Annotated in this window: 24 protein-coding genes; 4 read left to right on the top strand and 20 right to left on the bottom strand. The window is 64.8% G+C overall.

Annotated elements, in window-relative coordinates; all coding sequences use genetic code 11:
- The first annotated feature begins 17 nt into the window (after nt 1-17).
- From U1707_RS06290 to U1707_RS06280, 3 genes are all read left to right on the top strand, one after another.
- Nucleotides 18-194, top strand: coding sequence for a hypothetical protein (locus U1707_RS06290; protein ID WP_332799244.1), 177 nt, complete (start codon nt 18-20; stop codon nt 192-194).
- A 217-nt stretch (nt 195-411) separates the two neighbouring features.
- Nucleotides 412-1,656, top strand: a complete 1,245-nt coding sequence (locus U1707_RS06285) for a putative DNA modification/repair radical SAM protein (protein ID WP_332799243.1) — start codon at nt 412-414, stop codon at nt 1,654-1,656.
- Nucleotides 1,657-1,798: 142 nt separating this feature from the next.
- A complete protein-coding gene (locus tag U1707_RS06280) occupies nt 1,799-3,184 on the top strand; it encodes a UdgX family uracil-DNA binding protein (protein ID WP_332799242.1) in 1,386 nt (461 codons plus the stop codon).
- 146 nt (nt 3,185-3,330) lie between these two features.
- On the opposite strand, the gene U1707_RS06275 is transcribed toward U1707_RS06280, so the two are convergent.
- Nucleotides 3,331-4,128 carry an aldo/keto reductase gene (locus U1707_RS06275; protein ID WP_332799241.1) on the bottom strand — a complete coding sequence of 266 codons (798 nt, stop codon included), beginning with the start codon at nt 4,126-4,128 and terminating at the stop codon, nt 3,331-3,333.
- A 94-nt stretch (nt 4,129-4,222) separates the two neighbouring features.
- On the opposite strand from U1707_RS06275, the gene U1707_RS06270 reads away from it, so the two are divergent.
- Nucleotides 4,223-4,855 carry a DedA family protein gene (locus U1707_RS06270; RefSeq protein WP_332799240.1) on the top strand — a complete coding sequence of 211 codons (633 nt, stop codon included), beginning with the start codon at nt 4,223-4,225 and terminating at the stop codon, nt 4,853-4,855.
- Between the two features lie 78 nt (nt 4,856-4,933).
- Here the strand turns inward: U1707_RS06270 and U1707_RS06265 are convergent, their stop codons facing one another.
- The 19 genes from U1707_RS06265 to U1707_RS06175 form a co-directional block, all read right to left on the bottom strand.
- The gene (locus U1707_RS06265; RefSeq protein ID WP_332799239.1) at nt 4,934-5,449 is read right to left on the bottom strand and encodes a hypothetical protein; all 516 of its coding nucleotides are present in this window, start codon (nt 5,447-5,449) and stop codon (nt 4,934-4,936) included.
- Between the two features lie 45 nt (nt 5,450-5,494).
- A complete protein-coding gene (locus U1707_RS06260; protein ID WP_332799238.1) occupies nt 5,495-6,031 on the bottom strand; it encodes a demethoxyubiquinone hydroxylase family protein in 537 nt (178 codons plus the stop codon).
- Nucleotides 6,028-6,510 (bottom strand): disulfide bond formation protein B, encoded by a 483-nt coding sequence (locus U1707_RS06255; protein ID WP_332799237.1) that lies wholly within the window; start codon nt 6,508-6,510, stop codon nt 6,028-6,030. Before U1707_RS06255 ends, U1707_RS06260 begins: the two co-directional genes overlap by 4 nt.
- A 20-nt stretch (nt 6,511-6,530) precedes the next feature.
- Nucleotides 6,531-7,916 carry a S41 family peptidase gene (locus U1707_RS06250; RefSeq protein WP_332799236.1) on the bottom strand — a complete coding sequence of 462 codons (1,386 nt, stop codon included), beginning with the start codon at nt 7,914-7,916 and terminating at the stop codon, nt 6,531-6,533.
- A 143-nt stretch (nt 7,917-8,059) separates the two neighbouring features.
- A complete protein-coding gene (locus U1707_RS06245; protein ID WP_332799235.1) occupies nt 8,060-9,238 on the bottom strand; it encodes a murein hydrolase activator EnvC family protein in 1,179 nt (392 codons plus the stop codon).
- A 3-nt stretch (nt 9,239-9,241) separates the two neighbouring features.
- Nucleotides 9,242-9,664: a 23S rRNA (pseudouridine(1915)-N(3))-methyltransferase RlmH gene (locus U1707_RS06240; protein ID WP_332799234.1), complete on the bottom strand. Its 423-nt coding sequence runs from the start codon at nt 9,662-9,664 to the stop codon at nt 9,242-9,244.
- A gap of 18 nt (nt 9,665-9,682) precedes the next feature.
- A complete protein-coding gene (gene rsfS / locus U1707_RS06235) occupies nt 9,683-10,090 on the bottom strand; it encodes a ribosome silencing factor (protein WP_332799233.1) in 408 nt (135 codons plus the stop codon).
- 1 nt (nt 10,091) lies between these two features.
- Nucleotides 10,092-10,706 (bottom strand): nicotinate-nucleotide adenylyltransferase, encoded by a 615-nt coding sequence (locus tag U1707_RS06230; protein WP_332799232.1) that lies wholly within the window; start codon nt 10,704-10,706, stop codon nt 10,092-10,094.
- A gap of 200 nt (nt 10,707-10,906) precedes the next feature.
- The gene (locus U1707_RS06225; RefSeq protein WP_332799231.1) at nt 10,907-11,209 is read right to left on the bottom strand and encodes a hypothetical protein; all 303 of its coding nucleotides are present in this window, start codon (nt 11,207-11,209) and stop codon (nt 10,907-10,909) included.
- A 145-nt stretch (nt 11,210-11,354) separates the two neighbouring features.
- Nucleotides 11,355-13,337: an ATP-dependent zinc metalloprotease FtsH gene (ftsH, locus tag U1707_RS06220; RefSeq protein ID WP_332799230.1), complete on the bottom strand. Its 1,983-nt coding sequence runs from the start codon at nt 13,335-13,337 to the stop codon at nt 11,355-11,357.
- A gap of 111 nt (nt 13,338-13,448) precedes the next feature.
- A complete protein-coding gene (tilS, locus tag U1707_RS06215; protein ID WP_332799229.1) occupies nt 13,449-14,417 on the bottom strand; it encodes a tRNA lysidine(34) synthetase TilS in 969 nt (322 codons plus the stop codon).
- An 85-nt stretch (nt 14,418-14,502) separates the two neighbouring features.
- Nucleotides 14,503-15,417, bottom strand: a complete 915-nt coding sequence (locus U1707_RS06210) for a tetratricopeptide repeat protein (RefSeq protein ID WP_332799228.1) — start codon at nt 15,415-15,417, stop codon at nt 14,503-14,505.
- Nucleotides 15,418-15,485: 68 nt separating this feature from the next.
- Entirely contained in the window at nt 15,486-16,349 is an 864-nt protein-coding gene (locus U1707_RS06205) for a helix-turn-helix domain-containing protein (protein ID WP_332799227.1), read from the bottom strand.
- Nucleotides 16,350-16,450: 101 nt separating this feature from the next.
- On the bottom strand, nt 16,451-18,724 hold the full coding sequence (gene ptsP, locus U1707_RS06200) for a phosphoenolpyruvate--protein phosphotransferase (protein WP_332799226.1): 2,274 nt from the start codon (nt 18,722-18,724) through the stop codon (nt 16,451-16,453).
- Nucleotides 18,725-18,922: 198 nt separating this feature from the next.
- On the bottom strand, nt 18,923-19,945 hold the full coding sequence (gene ruvB / locus U1707_RS06195) for a Holliday junction branch migration DNA helicase RuvB (protein WP_332799225.1): 1,023 nt from the start codon (nt 19,943-19,945) through the stop codon (nt 18,923-18,925).
- A gap of 311 nt (nt 19,946-20,256) precedes the next feature.
- Nucleotides 20,257-20,853, bottom strand: a complete 597-nt coding sequence (ruvA, locus tag U1707_RS06190; protein ID WP_332799224.1) for a Holliday junction branch migration protein RuvA — start codon at nt 20,851-20,853, stop codon at nt 20,257-20,259.
- Between the two features lie 104 nt (nt 20,854-20,957).
- Nucleotides 20,958-21,887: a hypothetical protein gene (locus U1707_RS06185; RefSeq protein ID WP_332799223.1), complete on the bottom strand. Its 930-nt coding sequence runs from the start codon at nt 21,885-21,887 to the stop codon at nt 20,958-20,960.
- 310 nt (nt 21,888-22,197) lie between these two features.
- The gene (ruvC, locus tag U1707_RS06180; RefSeq protein WP_332799779.1) at nt 22,198-22,704 is read right to left on the bottom strand and encodes a crossover junction endodeoxyribonuclease RuvC; all 507 of its coding nucleotides are present in this window, start codon (nt 22,702-22,704) and stop codon (nt 22,198-22,200) included.
- Between the two features lie 195 nt (nt 22,705-22,899).
- Entirely contained in the window at nt 22,900-23,643 is a 744-nt protein-coding gene (locus U1707_RS06175; protein ID WP_107951882.1) for a YebC/PmpR family DNA-binding transcriptional regulator, read from the bottom strand.
- Between the last annotated feature and the right edge of the window lie 15 nt (nt 23,644-23,658).

Genomic DNA, 23,658 nt, shown 5'->3' with positions numbered 1-23,658 from the left:
GACGACGTTGTCCCAGCATGTTCTTCGATGAATCCAGCATCTGGCCGCGCAAGGAGGATCTTCCGCCGCGCAAGCCCGTGTTTCAGCACGAAAAGGCCCTGAGCCGGATTATCTTCGTCTATCTCTTCCTGCTTCTTCTCCTGCCCGTCAGCCTCGGCGGCATGGTCGACCTCATCCGCTACGTTTTCGACTGAACGATCGCTGTCCTACGCGACGCGATCCTGACAGGGTTTCTACCCTTCACCCGTGGAAAATCGATGCGCGGGACTAGGCCGCCGAGCCGCTTCCAGCGTCTGCACTTTGTGAACTTCACTTTTCCGCCAAGCCCAACAACCCAGCATCTTCAGCCACCTACGTTCAAGTTGATCCTCATCACTCGACACCTCCTCCCCTGGAACGTAAGACGAACGAATGGCTCAACTCGACACCCGTGAAAAGCTCGAGATTCTCGCCGATGCGGCCAAGTACGATGCGTCCTGCGCCTCGTCGGGCACGACCAAGCGCAATTCGAAGGACGGCAAGGGGCTTGGCTCGACCGAAGGCATGGGGATCTGCCACGCCTACGCGCCCGACGGCCGCTGCATCTCGCTGCTGAAGATCCTACTCACCAACAGTTGCATCTTCGACTGCCATTACTGCATCAACCGCAAAAGCTCGAACGTCCGTCGCGCGCGGTTTACGGCGAAGGAAGTCGTCGACCTCACCATCGCCTTCTACAAACGCAATTATATCGAGGGCCTATTCCTCTCGTCCGGCATCATCGCCTCGTCGAACTACACGATGGAACAGATGGTCGAGGTCGCGCGGTCATTGCGCGAGGATCATCATTTCCGGGGATATATCCACCTCAAGACGATCCCCGATGCCGATCCGGAGCTAGTCCATCAGGCCGGGCTCTATGCTGACCGCGTGTCGATCAACGTCGAACTGCCCACCGCGAACGGCCTGAAGCGACTCGCTCCTGAAAAGGACGGCGTTCGGATCGAAACGGCGATGGCGGAGGTGAAGGCCTCGATCATCGATGGCAGGGATGCCAAGGCCAAGTACAAGTCCGCGCCCAAATTCGCGCCTGCGGGACAGTCGACGCAGATGATCGTCGGCGCGGATGCGGCGACCGACGGCGACATCGTACGCAAGGCGTCGACCTTGTACGACCGGTTCGGGTTGCGGCGCGTATATTATTCGGCGTTTAGCCCGATCCCGGATGCCAGCGCGGTGCTGCCGCTCCAACGCCCGCCGTTGATGCGCGAGCATAGGCTGTACCAGTCGGACTGGCTGATGCGGTTCTACGAATTCCAGCCGCACGAGGTGGTGGCCGCCGCCGACGATGCGACGGGCATGCTGCCACTCGATATCGATCCGAAGCTTGCTTGGGCCCTGAAGTTTCGCGGGTCGTTTCCGGTAGACGTCAACCGCGCGCCGCGCGAAATGCTGTTGCGGGTACCCGGGCTCGGCGTAAAAGCGGTCAACGGTATCCTCACCAGCCGACGTTGGCGTCGTTTGCATCTGGCCGACATCGCCCGGCTGACCGTATCGGTCGCTAAGCTCCGCCCTTTCATCATCGCCGAGGACTGGCGCCCGGTCGTGCTGGCGGACAAAGCCGAACTCCGGCCCATCGTGGCGCCGAAACCCAAACAAATGGAAATGTTCGCGTGACGCCAACGCATTCCTCCCCGGCACGGGGAGGGGGACCGCGACGCGTAGCGGCGGGGTGGAGGGGGCTCACCACCACCGATACGCTTGTGGAAGCCCCCCTCCACCAGCTTCGCTGGTCCCCCTCCCCGTGCCGGGGAGGATTATGCGCGTCGTAACCCTAACCGAACCCGACGATTTCGACGGCTGGCGTGATGCCGCCCGCGGTTTGATCGGCGAAGACGTCCCGCCCGACGACGTGGTGTGGCAAGTCGGCGACGAACCCGTCGACCTATTCGCGACCGTCGCCGATCCCGCGCCAGCCCCTGCCCCCGGTGCGTTCTCCGTTCCCCGCGCGTTCCTCGACCTGGCCCGAAGCGCCATCCTTGGCAGCGACCCCGAACGGTTCGCCCTGCTCTACACGCTGCTTTTCCGCCTCTGCCGCGAACAAAAACTGATCGAGGACCGCGCCGACCCGCTCGTCCGCCGGCTCGATAGGATCGCTAAGGACGTCCGCCGCGACATCCACAAGATGCGCGCGTTCCTCCGCTTCCGCGAGGTCGAGGAAGACGGCGGCACGCGCTTCGTCGCGTGGTTCGAGCCCGACCACCACATCGTCCGCGCCAACGCAGCCTTCTTCGTCAACCGCTTCGCCAGCATGCGCTGGTCGATCCTGACGCCCGAAGTCTCGATCCACTGGGACGGCAAGGCGCTCAGCGAAGGCCCCGGCGCGAGCAAGGCCGACGCCCCCGACGGCGACCCGACCGAGGAAGTCTGGAAGACCTATTACGCGAGCATCTTCAACCCGGCGCGCGTCAAGATCGGCGCGATGCTGAAGGAGATGCCAAAGAAATACTGGAAGAACATGCCCGAAACCGCGCTGGTGCCGGGCCTGCTGGCGGCGGCGCAGGCAAGGGAGAGCGGCATGATCCAGAAGGCACGCGACACGATCGGCGGCAACAGCTTGATCGCGTGGGAGGCCCTGCGCGACGAAGCCGCTGGCTGCACGCGCTGTCCGCTTTACAAGCCGGCGACGCAGACCGTGTTCGGCGAAGGGCCGGTCGATGCGCCGCTCATGTTCGTCGGCGAGCAACCGGGCGACCAGGAGGATATCGCCGGACGGCCGTTCGTCGGCCCCGCAGGCCAGATGTTCGACAAGGCGATGGCGGAGGCAGGCGTCGACCGGTCGCGGGCCTATGTCACCAACGCGGTAAAGCACTTCAAGTTCGAACAGCGCGGTAAGCGACGCATCCACGCGAAGCCCGGCGCGGGCGAAATCGACGCGTGTCGCTGGTGGATCGAGCAGGAACAGATGCTGATTAAGCCGAAGGTGACGGTGGCGCTGGGGGCCACCGCAGCACGGTCATTGTTCGGCAAGGTCATGACGATTGGTCGCGAGCGCGGGCGGGCGTTACAATTGCCTGATGGCGGGGAGGCCTGGATCACGGTACATCCGAGCTATCTGCTGCGGTTGCCCGATCCAGCGCAGGCGGCGGAAGAATATGCGCGGTTCGTCGAGGATCTGCGAGTGGTAGGCGGCCGGATTGCTTGATCACCGAAGGACCAAACTGCACGCTCCTTCTTCTGTGATCCTGACGAAAGTCAGAATCCAGAGCCACACTTCGCAACGCCCGTCACCCTGATCCTGACTTTCATCAGGATGACGAGCTCCTCCTTCGCGTCGCCTTCTCGCCCCGATTACATGCTGTTCGGTTCAGGCCCTAGCCGCCCAGCCGCATCGTCCAGCGCTTCGATCGCAGCCACGTCCTTGTCGTCCAGCGTCAAATCAAGCGCCGCGAAATTGTCCGCGAGATGCGCAGCGTCCGACGCTTTCGGGATCACGGAAAAGCCGTTCGCCAGATGCCACGCCAGGATCACCTGCGCCGCACTCCGCCCATGCTTGTCCGCGATCCGAACGATCACCTCGTCCTGCAGCAAAGTCTTACCCTGCCCCAGCGGACTCCAGCTCTGCGTCACGATGCCGTGCGCCTCGTGATACGTCCGCTGCTCGCGCTGCTGAAAGTTCGGGTGCAGCTCGATCTGGTTGACCGCCGGCATCACGCCCGTCGCGGCGACGATCGCATCGATATGCTCGGGCAAGAAGTTCGAGACGCCAATCGACTTGGCCTTCCCAGCGTCACGCAGGGCGATCATCACCTTCCACGCGTCGACGAACTTGTCCTCGCTCGGCACCGGCCAGTGCATCAAGTAGAGATCGACCGAGTCGACGCCCAACATGGCAAGGCTTTCATCCATCGCTGCTTCGGCATCGCCCTGCCGGTCGTTCCACAGCTTGGTCGTCAGGAACGCGTCCGACCCCTTATAGCCGTCGCCGACACCGCGTTCGTTTTCGTAAATCGCCGCGGTATCGACCAGTCGAAAGCCGATATCGAGGCCTGAGCGGACGATCGCTGCAGCCTGGCTGTCGGGGATCTGCCACGTGCCCATGCCGAGCTGGGGCATGGTGCGGCCGTCGTTGAGAGTGATATCTGTCATGCCGCACCAGCGAACAACTCCCGCGCCGGTTCCGATACGCCAGTTCCGAATTAGGGCTTCCCTTCGGCGCCCGGTTCGCGCAATCGACCGACCCATGTTCGAAAAGATTCTGGCCGTGCTGGCCACCTTCACGATCGGCGTCATCTCGTCCGGTGGCTATGTCGGCATTGCCCTGCTCATGGCGATCGAAAGCGCGTGCATCCCGCTGCCGTCCGAAATCATCATGCCGTTCGCCGGCTATCTCGTCTCGACGGGGCGGTTCGACCTGTACCTTGCCGCCACCGCAGGCGCGATCGGGTGCAACCTCGGCTCGATCGTCGCATACGAGATCGGCAAGCGCGGCGGGCGCCCCATGGCCGAACGCTGGGGCCGCTACTTGCTGATCGGCCCCGGTGAGCTCGACGCGGCCGACCGGTTCTTTGCCCGCTGGGGCTCGATGGCGGTCCTCATCGGACGCCTGCTCCCCGTCATCCGCTCGTTCATAGCCTTCCCCGCCGGCGTTGCGCGGATGAAGCTGGTGCCGTTCCACCTCTACACGTTCATCGGATCGTGGCCGTGGTGCTTCGGGCTTGCCTGGGTCGGCATGAAGCTCGGCGACAAGTGGGACAGCGATCCGCGCGTCAAGGCCGCGTTCCACAGCGCCGACCTCCTGATCGGCGTCGTCCTGATCGCACTCGTCGGCTTCTACATCTGGCACCGGGTCCGCGGGCTTAAGCGTCACCCGTAACCGGAGCGCTTGGCCTTCAAACCTAAAGCTTTAGACCGGGCATTCCCCAGCAAGTACTCGAACCGGCGATTCGACCGATTACGGAAGAACCGGGACTTCCGCTGCTCGTGTCTTGTTCTCCAGCCGGGATTCGCGAACGCGCTGGCCAAAGCAACCGGTTGCACCGCCGGCGCCCACCGCGGAGCAGCTGCCGATCGTATTGACGCCCGACCCCGCGTCCATCGTCCCCTGAGCCTTCGTCGCCCAGCTGGCATTTTCCGGTGTGACGACGAACTCACGGAGTTCCTTGGGAACGCGATATTGTTCCTGTGCGCTGCGGCGAACGCAGACGACAATCTCTTCGCCATTCTGGTTGGTCGGGCAGCGTTCGTTGCCGAACAGCGTCAAGACACCGTTGACGGGCGCACTGCGCGACACCTCACCAGGAACCGAGATCGTCTTGGGCTTGCCCGTAGCACCGGGCAAAGCGGGCGCGAGCGTCGGGGCCTTGGCGGGCAACTGCGCCAGCGTCGGCGGCGCGCGCCGTGCGGGCTGAGCCGTTTGCGCCGCCGCGGGTCCCGCGACGAGCAACGCCGCCGTCAAAAGCATTTTCATACGCATCACTCCCACAATCCGTATTCTCATTATATCGGCCGTATCTCAGATCCGCTTGGCGGTAGAGATTGCAACCTTGCAGCCCAGACGGATCAGGGCGCTCAACACTGGATAACCCGGTGTTTCCTCGGCTCCTGCGGCGATCGCCGTATTCTTGTGCTCGAGCTCCTCCGCCTGGAAATCGAGTATGGCCGCCGATAGCTCGGGATCGCTGGCGCCAAGCTGAACGAGCTGTTCCTCATAATGCTTGTCGATCTCTGTCTCGACCGCCGCCGTACACGCCATCGCCGCGCGAGGACTGATCGCCGCGGTCACCGCGCCGAGTGCGAAGCCGGCGACCTTCCAGATCGGCTGCAGCACCGTAGGCCGCACGCGACGCTCGACAATCATCCGGTCGAAGAACGCGCGATGGCGCTCCTCCTGCTGTGCCATGTGATGGATCGAGCGCGACGCGGGATGGCGGTCGCCGAGTACGGCAAGCTGCCCCGCATAGATGCGGATCGCGCCGTATTCACCCGCCTGGTCGACCCGGATCATCGAGTCCGTCGCGCGCTTGGCATCCCCTGGCTTCCAGCCGCTCATCTCGTCTTCCTCATGAGAGAGAATATGGTGATCGCACCGGCCAGGGAAAAGATGGCGTTGAAGCCGGCGAGCGAAATGCCAAGCAGTTTCCACTGTGGCGAATCGCAGCGCACCATCGGCGCGTTCATGATCGCGGCGAGGCGTTCGGCGGCGGTGGTGCCAGCCATCGAGACGGTCGTCGTGCAGGCGGTGAAACCGTTCCACCAATGATATTCGACGCCGGCATGCGCGACTCCGATCAAGCCGCTGAGCCCGATCAACAGCCCTGCGATAATGACGAGCGAGGCGCGCAACGAACGTCCGGGTACGAAGAACGCCGCTCCGGCGATCAGCACCGCCGAATAATGCGGCCAGCGCTGCCAATGGCACATCTCACACGGATACAATCCGCCGAGGTACTGCGAGCCGAGCGCGCCGAGCAGCAGAAATGCCGGCAGCAGAAGCGCAATGGCGCGCGCGATCTCTTCGTTCTTGGTCATGCCAAGGCCGCGACGCACGCTCACTTGGTGGCTGCCTTAATTGCGTCGGCATCAGGCTTGATCGGTCGCGGCTTGGTCGCGGCGGCAACCTGGGTCGGGCCGCCGAGCCGCGCGACGGTCTTCAACGCGTAATAGAGCTGGAAGTCGTCGATACCCTGCTTCTTCAGCTGGTCGGGCGTCTGCGAAAAGCGCGGGTCGGTCTTGGTATCCTCCTCCAGCACCGCATTGTCGGCCTTCACCTCGTTGATCAGGTGCTTGCGCAGGTCCGCCTCGCGGAACACCGGGCGCGACTTGTAGTCGGGATCGGTGAGCTGCGGCACCTTGATATCGGGCTCGATCCCGCCCTCTTGTACCGAGCGGCCGGACGGCGTGAAGTAACGCGCGGTGGTCAGGCGGAGCGCGGTCTCGGGACCGAGCTGCAACACCGTCTGGACCGAGCCCTTGCCGAAGCTGCGCTCGCCCATGATCAGCGCGCGGTGATGATCCTGTAGCGCGCCCGCGACGATCTCGGACGCGGACGCGGTGCCGGGATCGGTGAGCACGACGACGGGCAGGCCGTGCGCGTCGTCGCCGGGCTTCGCGTAATAGCGCTCGATATCGGTCTTCTCGCGGCCGCGCTGCGAGACGATCTCGCCGTGGTCGAGGAACGTGTCGCTGACCTCGATCGCCTGGGTCAGGAGGCCGCCACCATTCTCACGAAGGTCGACGACATAGCCGAGCGGACGATGACCGAGCGACTTGTCGATTGCCATGATCGCCGCGCGGGTATCGGCGCCGGTGTTTTCGCTGAAGGTATTGATGTTGATATAGCCGACGTCGCCGCGGACTTCCCATTTTACCGGCTTCTGGACGATGATCTCGCGCATCATCGTCACGTCGAGCGGCTTGTCGCGGCCCGGGCGGACCAGGCCGAGCGTGATCTTGCTGCCCGGCTTGCCGCGCATCTTGCCGACAGCCTCGTCGAGCGAATCGCCGTAGATCAGCTTGCCGTCGATATGCGTGATGTAGTCGCCGGATTTCACGCCCGCGCGCGCTGCGGGAGAATCCTCCTGCGGGGAGACGACCTTGATCGCCCCGTCCTCCATCTGCACGGTAAGCCCGAGGCCGCCATAATTGCCCTCGGTCATGATCCGCAGATTCTCGTAGTCGAGCGCGTCGACATACGAACTGTGTGGATCGAGGCTGGCCAGCATACCCTGGATCGCGCCCTTGATCAGCGTCTTGTCATCGACCTTGTCGACATACTCCGCCTTCACGCGGTTGAACACCTCGAGAAACTGATCGAACTCGCGGTACGTATCGGTGTCGACCGCCGCCATCGCCGAGGTGGCAAGCGGGACCAGCGTCAGCGCGCCGACGATGGCGGTGGCAGTGAGGATCGGGGTACGCAGTATAGGACGAGGCATCGATGGTCCTGCAACCTGAGAAATGACGGTATCTTAGGGTCGTAAACGGTAAATCGTAACCACCCACCGTAGCGACAACGCGCGCGCGGAGCAAAGCCCGGTCAGGTTGAACCGCGTCTCACTAGCCGATCGCTGCGACGCCATCAACGAGACCCTATCAACGCGGCGGCATCGACCGGACGGCCATGGCGTCGGAGCTCGACGGTGATGCGCGGGTCTTCGACAGGGGCGATACCAACCGGTGCGCCCATCGCGATGCGGTCGCCGGATTTGACGGATGTCGCGGCGAGACCTGTGACAAGACTAGTCCAGCCATCGGCGTGGTCGATGATGACGATCATGCCATAGTCGCGGAAACGACGCGCGTAGCGGACCGTTCCGGCTGCGGGTGCGACGACGCGCGCACGGAGCGCGGTGGCGAAGGTGAGGCCCCGCGATCGGACGCCGGACTCGGAGACTTCGTCGAAGCCGGTGACGAGCCTGCCCGCTACGGGTGCGCGGTACACGCCACGCGGTGGTGCCAGGGGCGTTGTGCCGGGCGCGATTGGGCGCGGGGGGGGGCCGGGAAGCGCAATCAGACTGCCTGCGGTCGCCTTGGCATCTGTCGTCGCCGCCATGCCATCGACGAGATCGCGCGCGCGCTCGCCCAAAGCCAAGGCGCGATCGGACTCGCTCAGCGAACCACGACCGAGTGCCTGGCTGCGTTGGCGATGACGCGCTTCGAGGTTGGCCAGCGCGATGCGCTCGTTCTCAAGTCGCGCACGGCCGTCCGCCAACGCCTTGGCGGCGAGCGTGGCGCTGGCTTGCAGGCGATGCGTCTCGGCAAGTTCTATGCGTACCGCCTCTGTGCGCCGGCGGACGACGGGAAGCGCGCTGCCGAGGACTGCCCGGACGTGAACGAGGTCATCGACCGATCCGGGTTGTGCGACCGCAGCGATCGTCGGCCGGCGGGCGAGCGATTCGAGTGCGGCGAGCAGTCGAGCGACCGGGGCCTGCGCGCGTCCGAGCCGGGCGCGCTGATCGCGCAGCAGGCGTTGGACAAGTGTCACACGCGCGCTTGCCGTCGCGAGGTTCGCCTCCGCCGCGGTGACACGCGCGGCGAGCGCCTGTTCTTCACGACGCGCCTTGTCGGCAGCGTTGCGTTCCCAGGCGGCGGCGGCGGCGAGCCTCGCCGATCGTCGCGCGGCGATCGCCGCATCGCGCTTCGCGGCGATCAGACGCTGCTGCTCGTCCGCCACTTCGATCGTGTCGTTGGTCTGCGCAGTAACGCCGCCCGCCACGGCAAGCAGCGCCGCGACGGCCAAGCCCCTCCCCATCCTCATGTATCACCCTTCGCGGTGATAGGGGTGGTTGGCAAGGATGCTGGTCGCGCGGAACAGTTGTTCTGCCAGCATCGCGCGCGCCAGCAGATGCGGCCACGTCGCGCGGCCGAACGAGAACAGCAGGTCGGCCTCGTCACGCGCCGCGTCGTCGAAGCCATCCGCGGCGCCGATCATGAACCGCGCCTCGCGCACGCCATCTTCGCGCCACCGTTCGAGCCTGTGCGCGAATTGCGTCGAGGATAGAGTCTCGCCCTTCTCGTCGAGCAGGATGCGCTTGGTCTGCTCACCGACCAGCGGGGTCTTGCCGCCGGTGTCGGGGAGCTCGCTGACCTTGGTCGGCCAGACGATCCGCTTCAGATAGCGGTCGACCAGGTCGGCCTCGGGCGAGCGCCCGATCCGACCGCGGGCGACGATGTGGAGCAGCATCGCCGCCTCGAAGTGGGTTTAGTCTTCGTCGGTATAGGTCGGCACGGGTGGCGGCGTCGGTGCGTCGCCGAACGCCCACATCCGCTCCAGATTGTAGAAGCTGCGGACTTCGGGGCGGAAGAGGTGGACGATGACGTCGGTCGCATCGATCAGCACCCAGTCGGCGGTCGGCAGGCCTTCGATCTTCACCGGGCGCTTGAACTCGGCCTTGATTCGCTCGGCCAGCTTCTGCGCCATCGAGGCGACCTGGCGGGTCGAACGACCGCTGGCGATCACCATATAGTCGGCGATGCTGGTCTTGCCCGCAAGCGGGATCGAGATGGTCTCGACCGCCTGGTCGTCGTCGAGCGACGCGAGGATCAGGCGATGCAGCGCCTCAACCTCTTCGGGGTCGGTCGCGCGAGGGGCAGTAGGGGAAGTGGCCAAGTCAGCTCCTGAGTAAAACTACCGGGCCAGCAACGTGCTGGAACCAGTCGGGATTTTTGGCACGCAGGCCGGTTGCGGAGGTCGGGTCGGGTCGGAAGCGCAACAGCACGAGGGCCGGCAATCTCCAAGTCGTCCAGCTCTTCGCATGGTCTGTGCGCCGTTGGAAGCGCCGCAGCCAACCCATCGCGGGGGCCGCGAGGGCGCGCCCGTCATATCCCGGACGCGCGATTACCGCAATCGGAACCTCGCGGGCGATCTGCCGCCAGTTTTTCCAGCGATGGAAGTCGGCGAGATTGTCCGCGCCCATCAACCAGATGAACCGGATTTTCGGATAGCGACGCTTGAGTTTGCGGATTGTGTCGAGCGTATAGCGGGTGTGCAATCGCGTCTCGAGATCGGTTGCGCGGATCGGCGCGCGGCGGGCCATGTTTCGCGCGGAGGCGAACCTGGCGGAGAGAGGTGCCATGTCGGCGGCGGCATCCTTAAGTGGATTTCCTGGGGACACCAGCCACCACGCCTCATCGAGTGCCAACGAGTCGATCGCCGCAAGTGTGATCGCACGGTGCCCGCGGTGCGCCGGATTGAACGACCCGCCGAGAATGCCTACCCGGCTCACCGAGTTCGATCCGCGCAACCGACACTGCCGAAGCGGGACGCAATATGCCCCGCGTTACGCACTGCGTGACGTTGCAGGCACTACCCTCGCCAGCACCTCGTTAGGGCGGACACGACTATGGGAAAGACCGAGGGAACACGACACCTGTCGACGTTATGACCGGATACTCCGGTTATCAACACGACAACGCTGGCGACCGTTCACCGACAGGGAAAACGTTTGGCTAGGACACGCGCGTAGCCGTCCTTGAGCGGACGCTTCTGATCGGCGGCGGGAAGTTGCGACAGGCCGTCCAGCATGTCCATGATGCCAACCGTTTCACCCTCGGGCACGCAGGCGATCGGCGGTTTGCCCGCTGCGGCGCGCGCGGCGCGTTCCGCCTTCAACTGCGTGGTGGCGCTCTTGGCCTCCGCCTTCAATACGGGCAGATCGGGCGACATCAGCGCCATGGGACCCTGATCTCGCAATGCATTGGCGCGTGCGAGAAAGGTCTGGACGGTCATCGCGGCATTCGCAGGTACCGAAGCGCCAATGATCGTCGCGGCTACGACCAAAGATACAGAGAATGATTTCGGCAGATACGACATGGGCAGCCTTTCCGGGAAAAGACTGCCCTAGACATCAATGGCTTACGTCAAGATGAACCGTTTAAGCCCCGAGTGGCGAGGGCGTACCGAAAGGACCGTTCGGACGGCGCGTCTTCGGGATCGACGTTCCTGCACGTGGGACATTCGACGCCTTCGCCCCTGGCTCGGGACGATCGAGATCCTCACCTGCTATCAGCTGCTTGATCTCATCACCGGTCAGCGTCTCGAACTCGAGCAGCGCACCAGCCACGGTGTGGAGCTGATCGACGTGATCGCTCAGCACCTGCTTGGCACGGTCGAGACCACCCTCGACGATACGCTTGATCTCGTCGTCGATCAGTTGCGCGGTCTGATTAGACATGCGCGACGGTCGACTGGATGAGTAACCGAGGAACGACTCGCCCTCGGGTTCGCCATATTCGAGCGGGCCGACCTTGTCCGACATGCCCCAGCGCGTGACCATGTCGCGCGCCAGACCCGTGGCGTATTGAATATCCCCCGACGCACCCGACGAGACCTTGTCGTAGCCGAAGATGACTTCCTCGGCGACACGTCCACCCATCGACACCGCGAGGTTCGCGTACATCTTGTCGCGGTGATAGCTGTACGAATCGCGCTCGGGCAGACGCATGACCATGCCCAGCGCACGACCGCGCGGTATGATCGTCGCCTTGTGGATCGGATCCGACGCAGCCTCGTGCATCGCGACGACGGCATGGCCGGCCTCGTGATACGCGGTCATCCGCTTCTCGTCGTCGGTCATGACCATGCTACGACGCTCCGCGCCCATCATGACCTTGTCCTTGGCCTCCTCGAACTCGGCCATCGCCACCAGACGCTTGCCCTTGCGCGCCGCGTGCAGTGCCGCCTCGTTGACGAGGTTGGCGAGATCGGCACCCGAGAACCCGGGCGTACCGCGCGCAATGACGCGGGCGTCGACGTCGGGCGCAAGCGGCACTTTCTTCATGTGGACTTCGAGGATCTTTATGCGACCCTCGATATCCGGACGCGGTACCGTGACCTGGCGATCAAAGCGGCCCGGACGCAGCAGCGCAGGATCAAGCACGTCGGGACGGTTGGTCGCAGCGATGATGATGATGCCTTCGTTCGCCTCGAAGCCGTCCATCTCGACCAGCAGCTGGTTCAGCGTCTGCTCGCGCTCGTCATTACCGTTGCCAAGGCCAGCACCGCGATGACGACCGACCGCATCGATCTCGTCTATGAACACGATGCACGGCGCAGACTTCTTTGCCTGCTCGAACATGTCGCGGACACGACTAGCGCCGACGCCGACGAACATCTCGACGAAATCGGAGCCCGAGATGGTGAAGAACGGTACGCCGGCCTCACCCGCGATCGCGCGCGCGAGCAGAGTCTTGCCGGTACCGGGCGAACCAACGAGCAACGCGCCCTTCGGGATCTTGCCGCCGAGACGCGCGAACTTGGTCGGGTCCTTCAGGAACTCGACGATCTCCTCAAGCTCTTCACGCGCTTCATCGATGCCGGCGACGTCCTGGAAGGTGACCTTGCCCTCCTTCTGCGTCAGCATCTTCGCCCGCGACTTACCGAAGCCCATCGCGCCGGAACCCGAGTTCTTCTGCATCTGCTTGAGCACGAAGAACGCAATGCCAAGGAACAGCAGGAACGGCAGCGACTGATACAGCAGCAGTGCCAGCATCGAAGGGCCCTCTTCGGGCTTCGCGCTGATAGACACGCCCTTTTCGCGCAGTTTAGGCACGAGCGTGGAATCGGGGATCGGATAGGATTTGAACTTCTCACCCGACGACAACGTCCCGGAGATCATGTCACGCGAGATGTTGACGTCCTTGACCGTTCCCTCGTCGATCTTGTCGAGGAACGCCGAATACGCGATCGTGTTACCACCCGACGCGGCCGTACGGCCGTCGAACATGGTCACGAACAGCGCCAGCGCGAGAAGGATGCCGACCCAGATCAGCAGGCTCTTCATCCAAGGATTGCCGCCGCCGTTTTCAGGGCCGCCGGGGCCCTGTGGCTTCGGACCGCGGTTCTCGTTGTCGTTCATGGGTACCGGATACCTTTCATCGCACAAGATAAGCGCGCGCAGGTTAATGGCAATGGAACAACGCGTCAGTTGCGTTGATCAGTGTGAACGGACGGGCGCGTTACGCGGGCCCTATGCGGCGACCCGACGCGGCGGAGCCTCGCGGAAACGCCAGACGTCGCCGCGGACGCTGGCGATAATGCCGGCCTGGGTAGTGCGCTTGCCGGTCATCAGCGAGTCGAGCAGGCTTTCGATGTTGGCAGCGTCGGTCCATTCGGGCGCCACAATGCTGGCCTCGCTACGGACCGTGCCGATCGCGCGGCGGGCAAGACGGCGAAGGATCTCGCGAGGCAGGTTGTCGACCGCGATCTTCACCTCGCCACCGCCGACCTTGGCACGTTCGGTCCAGATCCAGTCGACCATGGCACGCACGTCGGTATCGGTTTCCGCCAGTGCAGCCGCCGCGCGGGCAAGATTGGGCGTGCCCAGCCATTCGTTTTCGCCGAGCAACCGGCGAAAACGCGTACGGTCGTAGCGGTCGTCATGGTTCGAGGAGTCGTCGAAGAACGGCACTTCGGCACGGCGGACGATCGCGCGAAGTTCGGCGCGGCGCCAATCGAGCAATGGGCGAACGACGATGACACCGTTGACTTCGGTACGCGCGCGAACGCCGGCGAGGCCGGCCAGACCGGAGCCGCGCGCGGCGCGCATGAGGAAGGTCTCGGCCTGATCATCGGCGTGATGGCCGGTGACCAGCCCCCCTGCCCCGATATCGCGCGCATGATCGGTGAGCAGCCCGTACCGCGCGATCCGTGCCTGCGCCTGGATACTGGCGCCAGCGATCGGTTCGCTCGGGACCAGCGTAGCGTGAGAGATGCCAAGGGTTGCGCAGTGCGAACCGACCATCGCGGATTCCTCGACCGCCTCGGGGCGAAGTCGGTGGTCGATGCTGGCGACCGTGAAGCCGGGGGGAAGTGCCTCGTGCGCGAGCGCAAGCATCGCCATGCTGTCGGGGCCGCCAGAGACGGCGAACACCGGATTTTCAATGTCGCTGGCGAGCCGCGCGAAGTCGGCAGCAAAGCGGCGCCCTTCTTCGGTCACGCGAGGTAAGCCTTATGGGAAACGTCTTCCGCCCCCTGAAACGGAAGAACATCGACGTGCTCGGTCGGCATCGAGGCGTTCGCGCTTACTTGCACTTCGCCGCTGAACGCCCGGCGGCAACCTGCCCCTTCATCGCCGTCGCCATCTTCGCGCCGTACACGTCGTTCAGCTCGTCATATACCTTGCAGGCATCGGCAGGCTTGTTGAGCTTGGTCAGCGCCTGGCCAAGATACAACAGGCTGTCGGGCGCGCGCTCGCCATCGGGCATCTTCTTGTAATTGTCGTAGAACGCCATCGACGCGAGGCTCGGCTTGCCCTCGTCGAGATACGCCCGACCTAGCAGATTCTGCGCGTAGCTCGCACGCTTGCTCTTTGGGTAGTCCGCAACGACCTTCTTCAGCTGCGCCTCGGCCTGCGGATACTGCTTGGCCGCCCACAACCGATAGCCATACATATATTCGTCCTCCGCCGGGTCGCCGGTCGATGGCTTCTCGACGGACACCTTCGCTGGTGTCGCCGCGCCGGGCTTGGTGGCCGCCTCGGGCTGCGTGGTCGGACGCGAAGGCCCGCCCGGCTGCTCGTCGGACTCCACCGGGCCTCCCGTCGCGATCGGCGCGGGGCCGGTTTCGAGGGTCTTGATCCGCGCGTCGTTCGAACGGCGATAATTGTCGAACGCATCCTGCAACTGGCGCGTGCGGTTCTGGTTCTGCTCGATCTGCTCGGTGAGCGAGGTCATCTGCTGCTCCAGCGACGTCACGCGCTGGTTCACGTCGGCGAGTGCGCTAGTCGCGGGGGAACCCGGCCCCGGTCCCTGTTCGCCCTGCGACGCACGGACCTCGGGCTGCAACATCTGGCCGGCACCGCCGGGGAACACCTTGCGCTGCACCGCGCGCATCTCGCTTTCGAGCTTGCCGACACGGCCTTCGACGTTTTGCGCCTGCACAGGAGCGGCCGCAACGACCGCCAAGGCACTGACGCCGATCAGAATGGATTTACGCATTGGGTTCACCCCCCGGTGAAGTGGTTAATCGGGCAGGTATACCTGTATCATCGATCCTGTCGCCAGCCTTAAGGCCTTTGAACCCCGGCCTGCGGATTGGCGGCGGCGCCCGGGTTGGCGCCTTGCGCCTCGGTCGAGGGACGACCTGCCGCCCGCGCCGCGATCGCCGCGGCACCGATATGGACGTCCTTGACCGCGCGCTCGCCAGTACCCAGCGGCGGCACAGCGGCGCCATTCAGCGTCACCGCGAGCTTGTCGGCACGCCCGATGTTGATCATCGGATCCTTCGCGTCGCGCGGCACGTCGAACTTCTCGCCCGGCTTCATCGTCCCGAGATAGAGGGTCTTGTTGTCGGCATCGTAGACCCGCATCCATACGTCGTCCGATGCGGTCAACGTCACCTGGCCATTGGCCGGTGTCGGCGCCGCCGGCACGGACTGCGCGGTCTTGACGGCCGGAACAACCGGCGCTTGCACGACGGGCGCATCCGTCGCCGCCGTCCGCGACCCACGGAACATGTCGGTGCCGTACCAGAGGCCAACGAGCACCAAAACCGCAATCGCGATCCCCAGCGCGACGATAACGATACCGCGCGACGGGACGCGCGACGGATCGGTCATCTCATAGGGCGCGTATTCGGGGGTCCGGCGTCCGAGTTTCGCGACGTCCTCGCGCACCTTCTGCGCGATCGGCACCTCCTCGACGCCGACCGCCCGCGCATAAGCCCGGGCGAAACCGACCGCGTAAGTCGATGACGGCAATACACTATAATCCGAACCCTCGATCGCTTCCAGATGGCGGAGCGGCACGCGGGTCCGCGCCGCGATATCGGCAACGCTCAAACCCTGCGCCTCGCGCGCGGTACGAAGAATGTCGCCAGCACGCTCGGTCGGAGCGGGCACAGCGTTCTGGCCGGTTTCGACCTCGTCCATTCTTATCTCCGAAGCCGGGCTCTCGAAGCGTCGCCCGCTATGGTTTCCGTTTCTACGACGGTCCGGGTCCTGTCAACGCGCAGCCGTCAGGCAAACGTGGATCAAGCTAGTTCGACGCCGTTTTCCACCGCCCAAGCGGTCAACGCGGCGCGCATGTCGCGCGGCGGGTTTGCGAGCAGCCTTGTCATGACCGGCGCCAGCGCCGACCGATCGAGCGAACGGGTCATCGCCTTGATCGGACCGACTGCGGCGGGCGTGATCGACAGCCGCTCGATCCCCAGACCGATCAGCGCCATCGCCTCCAGCGGCAGCCCGCCCATCTCGCCGCAGACCGCCAGATCGACGCCTGCCGCACGGACCGGCGCGACCAACCGGGCGATAAAGCGCAGGATCGATGGGCTGAGCCAGTCGTAACGCTCGGCGAGTTTGGGATTGGCGCGATCCGCCGCGAACAGGAACTGCGTCAGATCGTTGGTACCGATCGACAGGAAATCGATGTTTGGCAGAAGGACGTCGAGCATTTCGGCGAGCGCGGGCACCTCAAGCATCGCGCCGTAGCGGATCGCGAGCGGCAGTTTGCGGCCCCTGCCCTCAAGCCAATGACGCTGCGCCTCGAACAGTGCGCGCGCTTCGTCGAACTCCCACGGCTCGCTGACCATCGGGAACATCACGTTGAGCGTGCGCCCCGCGGCGGCCTCAAGCAGCGCCCGTGCCTGCACCTTCATCAACCCGTCGCGTTCGAGACCGAGGCGCAAAGCACGCCAGCCCATCGCCGGGTTCTCTTCGTCCGCATCTTCCTTGTTCAGATACGGAAGCGCCTTGTCGCCGCCGATATCGACGGTGCGGAAGATTACCGGTCGATCGCCGGCCGCTTCGAGCACTTCGCGGTAGAGCCGCTGCTGGCGCTCGCGCTGCGGCAGCGTGGCAGACACCAGGAACTGAAATTCGGTGCGAAACAGGCCGATCCCGTCGGCGCCGGTAATGTCGAGCGCTGCCACGTCGTCGCGCAGGCCCGCATTGACCATCAACGTCAGGCGGTGCCCGTCCTTCGTCACCGGCGGCACGTCACGCAACGCCGCAAACGCCGCCTTGCGCTTCTGCCGCATCGCCAGTCGCGTCTCGAACGCCTCCTCCATCACGGCGGACGGCCGCGCGAAGACGTTGCTCTCGGCGCTGTCAAGCAACAGCATGTCGCCTTCCGCTACCAGCCGGCGGATGTCGCGGACACGACCGAGCACCGGCACGCCCATCGCCCGCGCGACGATCGTGACGTGCGCGGTCAGCGACCCTTCCTCGAGGATCACCCCTTTCAGCCGGCGCTTGTCGTATTCGAGCAGTTCGGCAGGGCCAAGGTTGCGTGCGATCAGAATCGTGTCCTGGCGCAGGCCGAGTTGCGCGGCGGTGCCCATCTGACCCGAGACGATACGGAGGAGCCGGTTCGACAGGTCCTCGAGATCGTGCATCCTGTCGGCGAGCAACGGATCGTCGATCTGCCGCATCCGTTGGCGCGTGCGCTGCTGAACACGCTCGATCGCCGCCTCGGCGGTCAGGCCGGAGTCGATCGCTTCATTGATGCGCCGCGCCCAGCCCTCGTCATAGGCGAACATCTTGTAGGTCTGGAGCACTTCGACATGCTCGCCGCCGATGCCGAATTCGGCTTCGCGAGTCATCCGGTCGATGCCTTCGCGCATCTTGTCGAACGCCGCGTAGACACGGTGCCGCTCGGCGTCGGTGTCCTCGGCGACGGTATGCTCTATTGTGATGCGCGGCTGGTGATAGACGGCGAACCCGGCGCCCATGCCGTCGACCAGCTTCTGGCCCGGTATCCGCATCGCCGCGGTCGACTGCGGCCGATCCGCGCCGCCGCCGGTGGTATCGATCAGCCCGGCATTGGCGATCAGCTCGGACAGCACCATCGCGACCGTCTGCAGCGCCTCGATCTCGACGTCGGCATATTTGCGACGGTCGGTATGCTGGACGGCCAGCACCCCCACCGATCGCTCTCGGCGAATGATCGGCACGCCGGCGAAACTGTGGAAACGGTCCTCGCCGGTCTCGGGTTTGTACGCGAAATCGGGATGGCTGGCGGCCTCGTCGAGGTTGAGCACCTCGACGTCTTCGGCGATCGTCCCGACCAGACCTTCGCCCATCGCCAATTTGGTGACGTGGACGGCGGCCTGGTCGAGGCCACGCGTCGCGAACAGTTCGAGGACGCCCTCGCGCAGCAGGTAGATCGAGCAGACCTCGCTGTCGATCGCGGTGGCGATGATGCCGACGACCGCATTGAGCTTGGTTTGCGCGGTCGTACGGGCTGCCATCACGTCGTGAAGGCTGGTGAGAATTTCACGGGCGGAGGCGGCGGCCGAAAGGGGCATATATGCTGGCTAACAGATCGCTCGCCTGGGTGCCACGCAACAAAAACAGTGTCTCGGCCAAGTTCGATCGATCTGTGGGTGTGGTTTCTTACAATGGAAGGTCGGGAGAGCAGAACGAACCGATATCGTGAACCGCACCTTCCCGACGTAAGCCGGGGAGGTGGACTAGGGAGTATCCGATCACGGGCCCTTGACGCGCTACGCGTCGAACAGGCTGTCCTGGCTGCCCGCGGGCGGGTTGAGGCCGAGATGTTTCCAGCCTCCCGCATTCAGGCATCGTCCCCGCGCAGTTCGCGCGACGAGGCCCAACTGGATCAGATATGGCTCGATCACTTCCTCGATCGTATCGCGTGGCTCGCTCAGGCCCGCTGCCAGGGTTTCGACGCCGACTGGACCGCCGCGATAGATATCGGCAATCATCATCAGATACCGTCGGTCCATCGCATCGAGCCCGAGCGAATCGACTTCCAACCGAGTCAGTGCAGCATCCGCTGCCTTGGCATCCACCGTCAGCGCCCCGGCGACGTTGGCGAAATCACGCACGCGACGCAGCAGGCGACCGGCAATCCGCGGCGTGCCCCGCGCACGCCGGGCGATCTCGACCGCGCCGTCGGCCGCGATCCCCAGATCGAGCAGCCCGGCCGCGCGCGTGACGACCCGCGTCAGTTCGTCGACCGAATAGAATTGCAGCCGCACGGGAATCCCAAACCGATCGCGCAGCGGCGTCGTCAACAGTCCCTGCCGCGTGGTTGCGCCGATCAGCGTGAACCGCGGCAGATCGATTCGGACCGACCGCGCCGACGGACCCTCGCCGATCATCAGGTCGAGCGCACGGTCCTCCATCGCGGGATACAGGACTTCCTCGACCGCGGGTTGCAACCGGTGGATTTCGTCGATGAACAGCACGTCGCCGTCTTCGAGATTGGTCAGCAATGCGGCGAGATCGCCCGACTTCGCGATCACCGGCCCCGACGTGGCGCGGAACCCGACCCCCATCTCACGCGCGACGATCTGCGCGAGCGTCGTCTTGCCAAGCCCCGGCGGCCCGAAGAACAACACGTGATCGAGCGCGTCGCCCCGCGACTTCGCCGCCTGGATGAATACGCGCAAATTCTCGCGCGCGGCCTTCTGCCCGACGAAATCGTCCAGGCTCTTAGGGCGCAGTGCGGCGTCGACGTCTTCAGGACGCTTGGCGGCGTTCAGGATGCGGTCGTCGGTCAACGCGTCAGTCCCTCACATCGCATCGCGCCGCCCAATGGTGCGCCCCAATCTAGACCGATGTCGATGATAGTATGATCCCAGTATAAGCGGATAATGTCGATAAAGGCTCGATAACCGAACCGACTGTGATGTGACGCGCTACGGTCACCCTGCCGCCTCATTGAGCCCGTCGCGGCCAGGTGTAGCTGTCGAAAATGCCGGCCATCGTGCCCCTGCTGCGCGGATCGTCGATGGGTATGCCCGGTCGACCGCGCCGCGACGGTACGAACGACAGTGACCTGGATGGCACATTCCTTGTCGACGATCCGGCCCTACCGCGACGCCTTGCGCAGCGCCAGTCGAACCAGCGCGTCCAGTGTAGCGTCCGCCCCCAGTTCTTCTTCCGCAGCGGCGACGGCGCTGGCGGCTTCGGCGGGGCGGAAACCCAGGTTGAGCAGCGCAGATACCGCATCCGCGCCCGCGCCGACCACCGGCACCGCCGTGGTGCCGCCCGGTCCGAGCACGATGCCGCCGGTCTTGTCCTTCAATTCCATGACGATGCGCTGCGCGAGTTTGGGCCCGACGCCGTTCGCGCGCGCGACCATCGCCTTGTCGCCGCTGGCGATCGCCCGCGACAGATCATTGGGTTCCAGCGCCGACAGGATCGCTAGCGCGACGCGTGCGCCGACGCCCTGCACCCCCGTCAGCAGCCGGAACCAGTCGCGTTCGGAGCCGCTCGAAAACCCAACGAGGCGGATCGAATCCTCCGACACCAACATCTCGGTAAATACGGTCGCCGCCTCGCCGATCGGGCCCAGCGTCGACAGCGTCCGCGCCGAAGCGCCGACCAGATAGCCGACACCGCCGACATCGATCACCGCATGATCGATACCGGTAGAGTCCAGACGTCCTTTGAGATGCGCGATCATGGTCGATGGCGGTAGAACAAAGCGGCGGGCGCGTCATCCTGGCAAAACGGGCCCGGCAAAATGGGCCCGGCAGAACGGACGCGTCGCGACCGGCTCCGATCTGCTTATCCTGGCAGTTGGCTTGGCAGGGCGCCGCCCGCCTGCGGGCGCGATGCCCCGGACGGCGCGGGTTTCTGGACACCGTGAAGCGCCTGGGTGGGCGCGCCGATGACGGCGGCGCGGGCGCGCAAACTCGCCTTCAGGAACACCGTGTCCGACGCCACGAACCGGCGCGGCGTCGTGCCGAGAAAAGTGCCCGCGTCGCGCAAAAAGTGCGAGGCATCGAAATAGCTGCTGTCGATCTTCGAATAATCGTTCAACCCCGCGTCGGTGATCAGGCGGATGAACGACCGCAAGAACCGCGCCCTGCGCAACAACAGCTTTGGCGGCATGCCGAAATAGCGGGTCGCCATGCGCCTGAGCTCGTGGGTCGGAATATCGAGCCGGTCGGCGACATCCTTCATCTCGATCACGCCGTCGGTCACGGTCAGCGCACCGAACGCGCGGATCAGGTCTTCGCGCGGGTGGGGCCGGCGGAACAGCGACGGAAGGATGGAGTCGAGCAGAGGCTTGATCTTCGCGTCGTCGTCCAACAGGTCCAGACCCTCGGTAAGTCGGGTCGATATGGCGGGTCCGGCGACGCCAGCGAGCGGCACGACGCGGTTGTGGAAGTCGCCCGCCGAGCGCGCGGTCATGCGCGCCCATCCAAGCGCGCTCAGCCCGATGCCGACGGCGATGCCGCCATGCGTTTCGGTGCGGAACGCGCGACTGGTCGGACCGTACAAGCTGGCCCGGTCTAGCGGCCCGAACCGGTGGTTACCGATCGATACGTCGAGCGGCCCGGCATCGACGAGCACGGATATCATCGCCGGCGCGGGAAGATACCAGTTGAGCATCGGAGCAGGGTCGGCGCTGGTATAGATCGCATAGCCGGTCACGAAGTCGGACAAGCTCGGATCGGGGAGGTCGTAGCGCATCCGCATGCCCGGCGGCATTGCGAAGGCCTGAATAGGCACGGCCGGGCAATTGGTGCCCCCGCGCACGTGATCTACGAGCATCATACCCCCCGGTCGACGTAACAAGGCTTCACTAAGGCGCCGCGTGACACAGCAATCCACGTGCTGCGACCGAAACCATCACACCCCCTAGCGCATCGTTGCACGCCAGTGCGAGCTTTATTCAAGTTAAGTCGTGCACGGAACGATCGCGGCGAACGATCCCAAGCGCGCAGTACAGCGACACCGCGGTAGATTCGGCCATCGTGGACGAGGCTATCAGCGGAGTCACTACGCCATGCGGACCCGTTCAAGCACCGATGCCGCTCCGGCGTGACAGCGCGGCCGCGCTCGCGACGTGATGCGCATGAGTTATCGCCACCGCAAGCGCGTCGGCAGCGTCGGGGCCGGCAAGTTTCGCGCCGGGCAGCAGCACCGCCATCATCGCCTGGATCTGCTTCTTGTCCGCGCCACCGGTGCCGACGACGCCTTTCTTGACGGTCGATGGATGGTATTCGCCGATATGCAACCCCGCCCCCGCCGCCGCGAGCAGGATGACGCCGCGCGCCTGCCCGAGCTTGAGCGTCGATTGCGCGTTGGAGTTGCCGAGCACCTCCTCGACCGCCGCGCCGTCGGGGCGTTCGGTGCGGATAACGTCGATCAGCGCGTTATACAGCGCAGTGAGACGGCGGGGGAGCGCCATCGACGGATCGGTCTTGATCTGGCCGTTGGCGATATGGCTCAAGCGGTTGCCATCCGCACGGATGACGCCCCAGCCTGTGGTGCCGAGGCCCGGGTCTAGTCCCAGGATGATCACGAGAATGAAGAAGATTGGTTCGCGCGGAGGCACGGAGGCGCGGAGGGGGTGCGCTTTCGGGAATCGTCTCGCGTCAGCGGGACTTTCACACCGCTAGGCTGACCTCCCGATATGAGGCCGCGGGCGCGGAGGACGTAGCCACGAGGCACAACTCTCCGCGTCTCCGCGTCTCCGCGTGAACTAACCTTCTTCATCTCAGCCGAGCGACTCCATGATCTCGTCGGAGATTTCGTAATTGCCCCACACCGTCTGCACGTCGTCATCCTCGTCGAGCGCATCGATCAGCTTGAACAGCGTCGCCGCATCGTCCGCCTCGACCGCGACCATCACCTGCGGACGCCAAGCGAGCTTTGCACCTTCGGCCTCGCCGAGTTTTGCCTCAAGCGCCTTGGCCACCTCGTGCAGGTCGCCCTGCGCGGTCCAGACCTCATGGCCGTCCTCGCTCGACGTGACGTCCTCGGCGCCAGCCTCGAGCGCCGCTTCGAACACCGTGTCGGCATCGCCCGCACTCGCCGGATACGAGATCAGTCCGACCCGGTCGAACGCGTGGCTGACAGAACCGCCCGCACCGAGGTTGCCGCCGTTCTTGCCGACCGCGACGCGCACGTTGGTCGCGGTGCGGTTGCGGTTGTCGGTCAGCGCCTCGATGATCAGCGAGACGCCGCCGGGGCCGAAGCCCTCGTAGCGGATTTCCTCGTAATTCTCGGCATCGCCGCGGCTCGCCTTGTCGATCGAGCGCTGGATGTTCTCCTTGGGCAGCGACGCCGCCTTGGCCGCGTTCACCGCCGCGCGCAGGCGCGGGTTCATGTCGACGTCGGGCAGGCCCATCTTGGCCGCGACCGTAATCTCCCGGCTGAGCTTGCTGAACGCCGACGAGCGCTTCTTGTCCTGCGCGCCCTTGCGGTACATGATATTCTTGTATTTGGAATGGCCTGCCATCTGTGCCTCTAATAG

The organism is Sphingomonas sandaracina (genome assembly GCF_036663695.1).
GTDB lineage: Bacteria > Pseudomonadota > Alphaproteobacteria > Sphingomonadales > Sphingomonadaceae > Sphingomonas.
Note: the sequence above shows the minus strand (reverse complement) of the source record. Positions and strands in the feature narration are given on the sequence as shown.

Coding starts and splice junctions, on each gene's coding strand:
- U1707_RS06290 (WP_332799244.1), top strand. CDS start 18: ATGTTCTTCGATGAATCCAGCATCTGGCCGCGCAAGGAGGATCTTCCG.
- U1707_RS06285 (WP_332799243.1), top strand. CDS start 412: ATGGCTCAACTCGACACCCGTGAAAAGCTCGAGATTCTCGCCGATGCG.
- U1707_RS06280 (WP_332799242.1), top strand. CDS start 1,799: ATGCGCGTCGTAACCCTAACCGAACCCGACGATTTCGACGGCTGGCGT.
- U1707_RS06275 (WP_332799241.1), bottom strand. CDS start 4,128: ATGACAGATATCACTCTCAACGACGGCCGCACCATGCCCCAGCTCGGC.
- U1707_RS06270 (WP_332799240.1), top strand. CDS start 4,223: ATGTTCGAAAAGATTCTGGCCGTGCTGGCCACCTTCACGATCGGCGTC.
- U1707_RS06265 (WP_332799239.1), bottom strand. CDS start 5,449: ATGAAAATGCTTTTGACGGCGGCGTTGCTCGTCGCGGGACCCGCGGCG.
- U1707_RS06260 (WP_332799238.1), bottom strand. CDS start 6,031: ATGAGCGGCTGGAAGCCAGGGGATGCCAAGCGCGCGACGGACTCGATG.
- U1707_RS06255 (WP_332799237.1), bottom strand. CDS start 6,510: ATGACCAAGAACGAAGAGATCGCGCGCGCCATTGCGCTTCTGCTGCCG.
- U1707_RS06250 (WP_332799236.1), bottom strand. CDS start 7,916: ATGCCTCGTCCTATACTGCGTACCCCGATCCTCACTGCCACCGCCATC.
- U1707_RS06245 (WP_332799235.1), bottom strand. CDS start 9,238: ATGAGGATGGGGAGGGGCTTGGCCGTCGCGGCGCTGCTTGCCGTGGCG.
- U1707_RS06240 (WP_332799234.1), bottom strand. CDS start 9,664: ATGCTGCTCCACATCGTCGCCCGCGGTCGGATCGGGCGCTCGCCCGAG.
- U1707_RS06225 (WP_332799231.1), bottom strand. CDS start 11,209: ATGACCGTCCAGACCTTTCTCGCACGCGCCAATGCATTGCGAGATCAG.
- ftsH (WP_332799230.1), bottom strand. CDS start 13,337: ATGAACGACAACGAGAACCGCGGTCCGAAGCCACAGGGCCCCGGCGGC.
- U1707_RS06210 (WP_332799228.1), bottom strand. CDS start 15,417: ATGCGTAAATCCATTCTGATCGGCGTCAGTGCCTTGGCGGTCGTTGCG.
- U1707_RS06205 (WP_332799227.1), bottom strand. CDS start 16,349: ATGGACGAGGTCGAAACCGGCCAGAACGCTGTGCCCGCTCCGACCGAG.
- ptsP (WP_332799226.1), bottom strand. CDS start 18,724: ATGCCCCTTTCGGCCGCCGCCTCCGCCCGTGAAATTCTCACCAGCCTT.
- ruvA (WP_332799224.1), bottom strand. CDS start 20,853: ATGATCGCGCATCTCAAAGGACGTCTGGACTCTACCGGTATCGATCAT.
- U1707_RS06185 (WP_332799223.1), bottom strand. CDS start 21,887: ATGCCGCCGGGCATGCGGATGCGCTACGACCTCCCCGATCCGAGCTTG.
- U1707_RS06175 (WP_107951882.1), bottom strand. CDS start 23,643: ATGGCAGGCCATTCCAAATACAAGAATATCATGTACCGCAAGGGCGCG.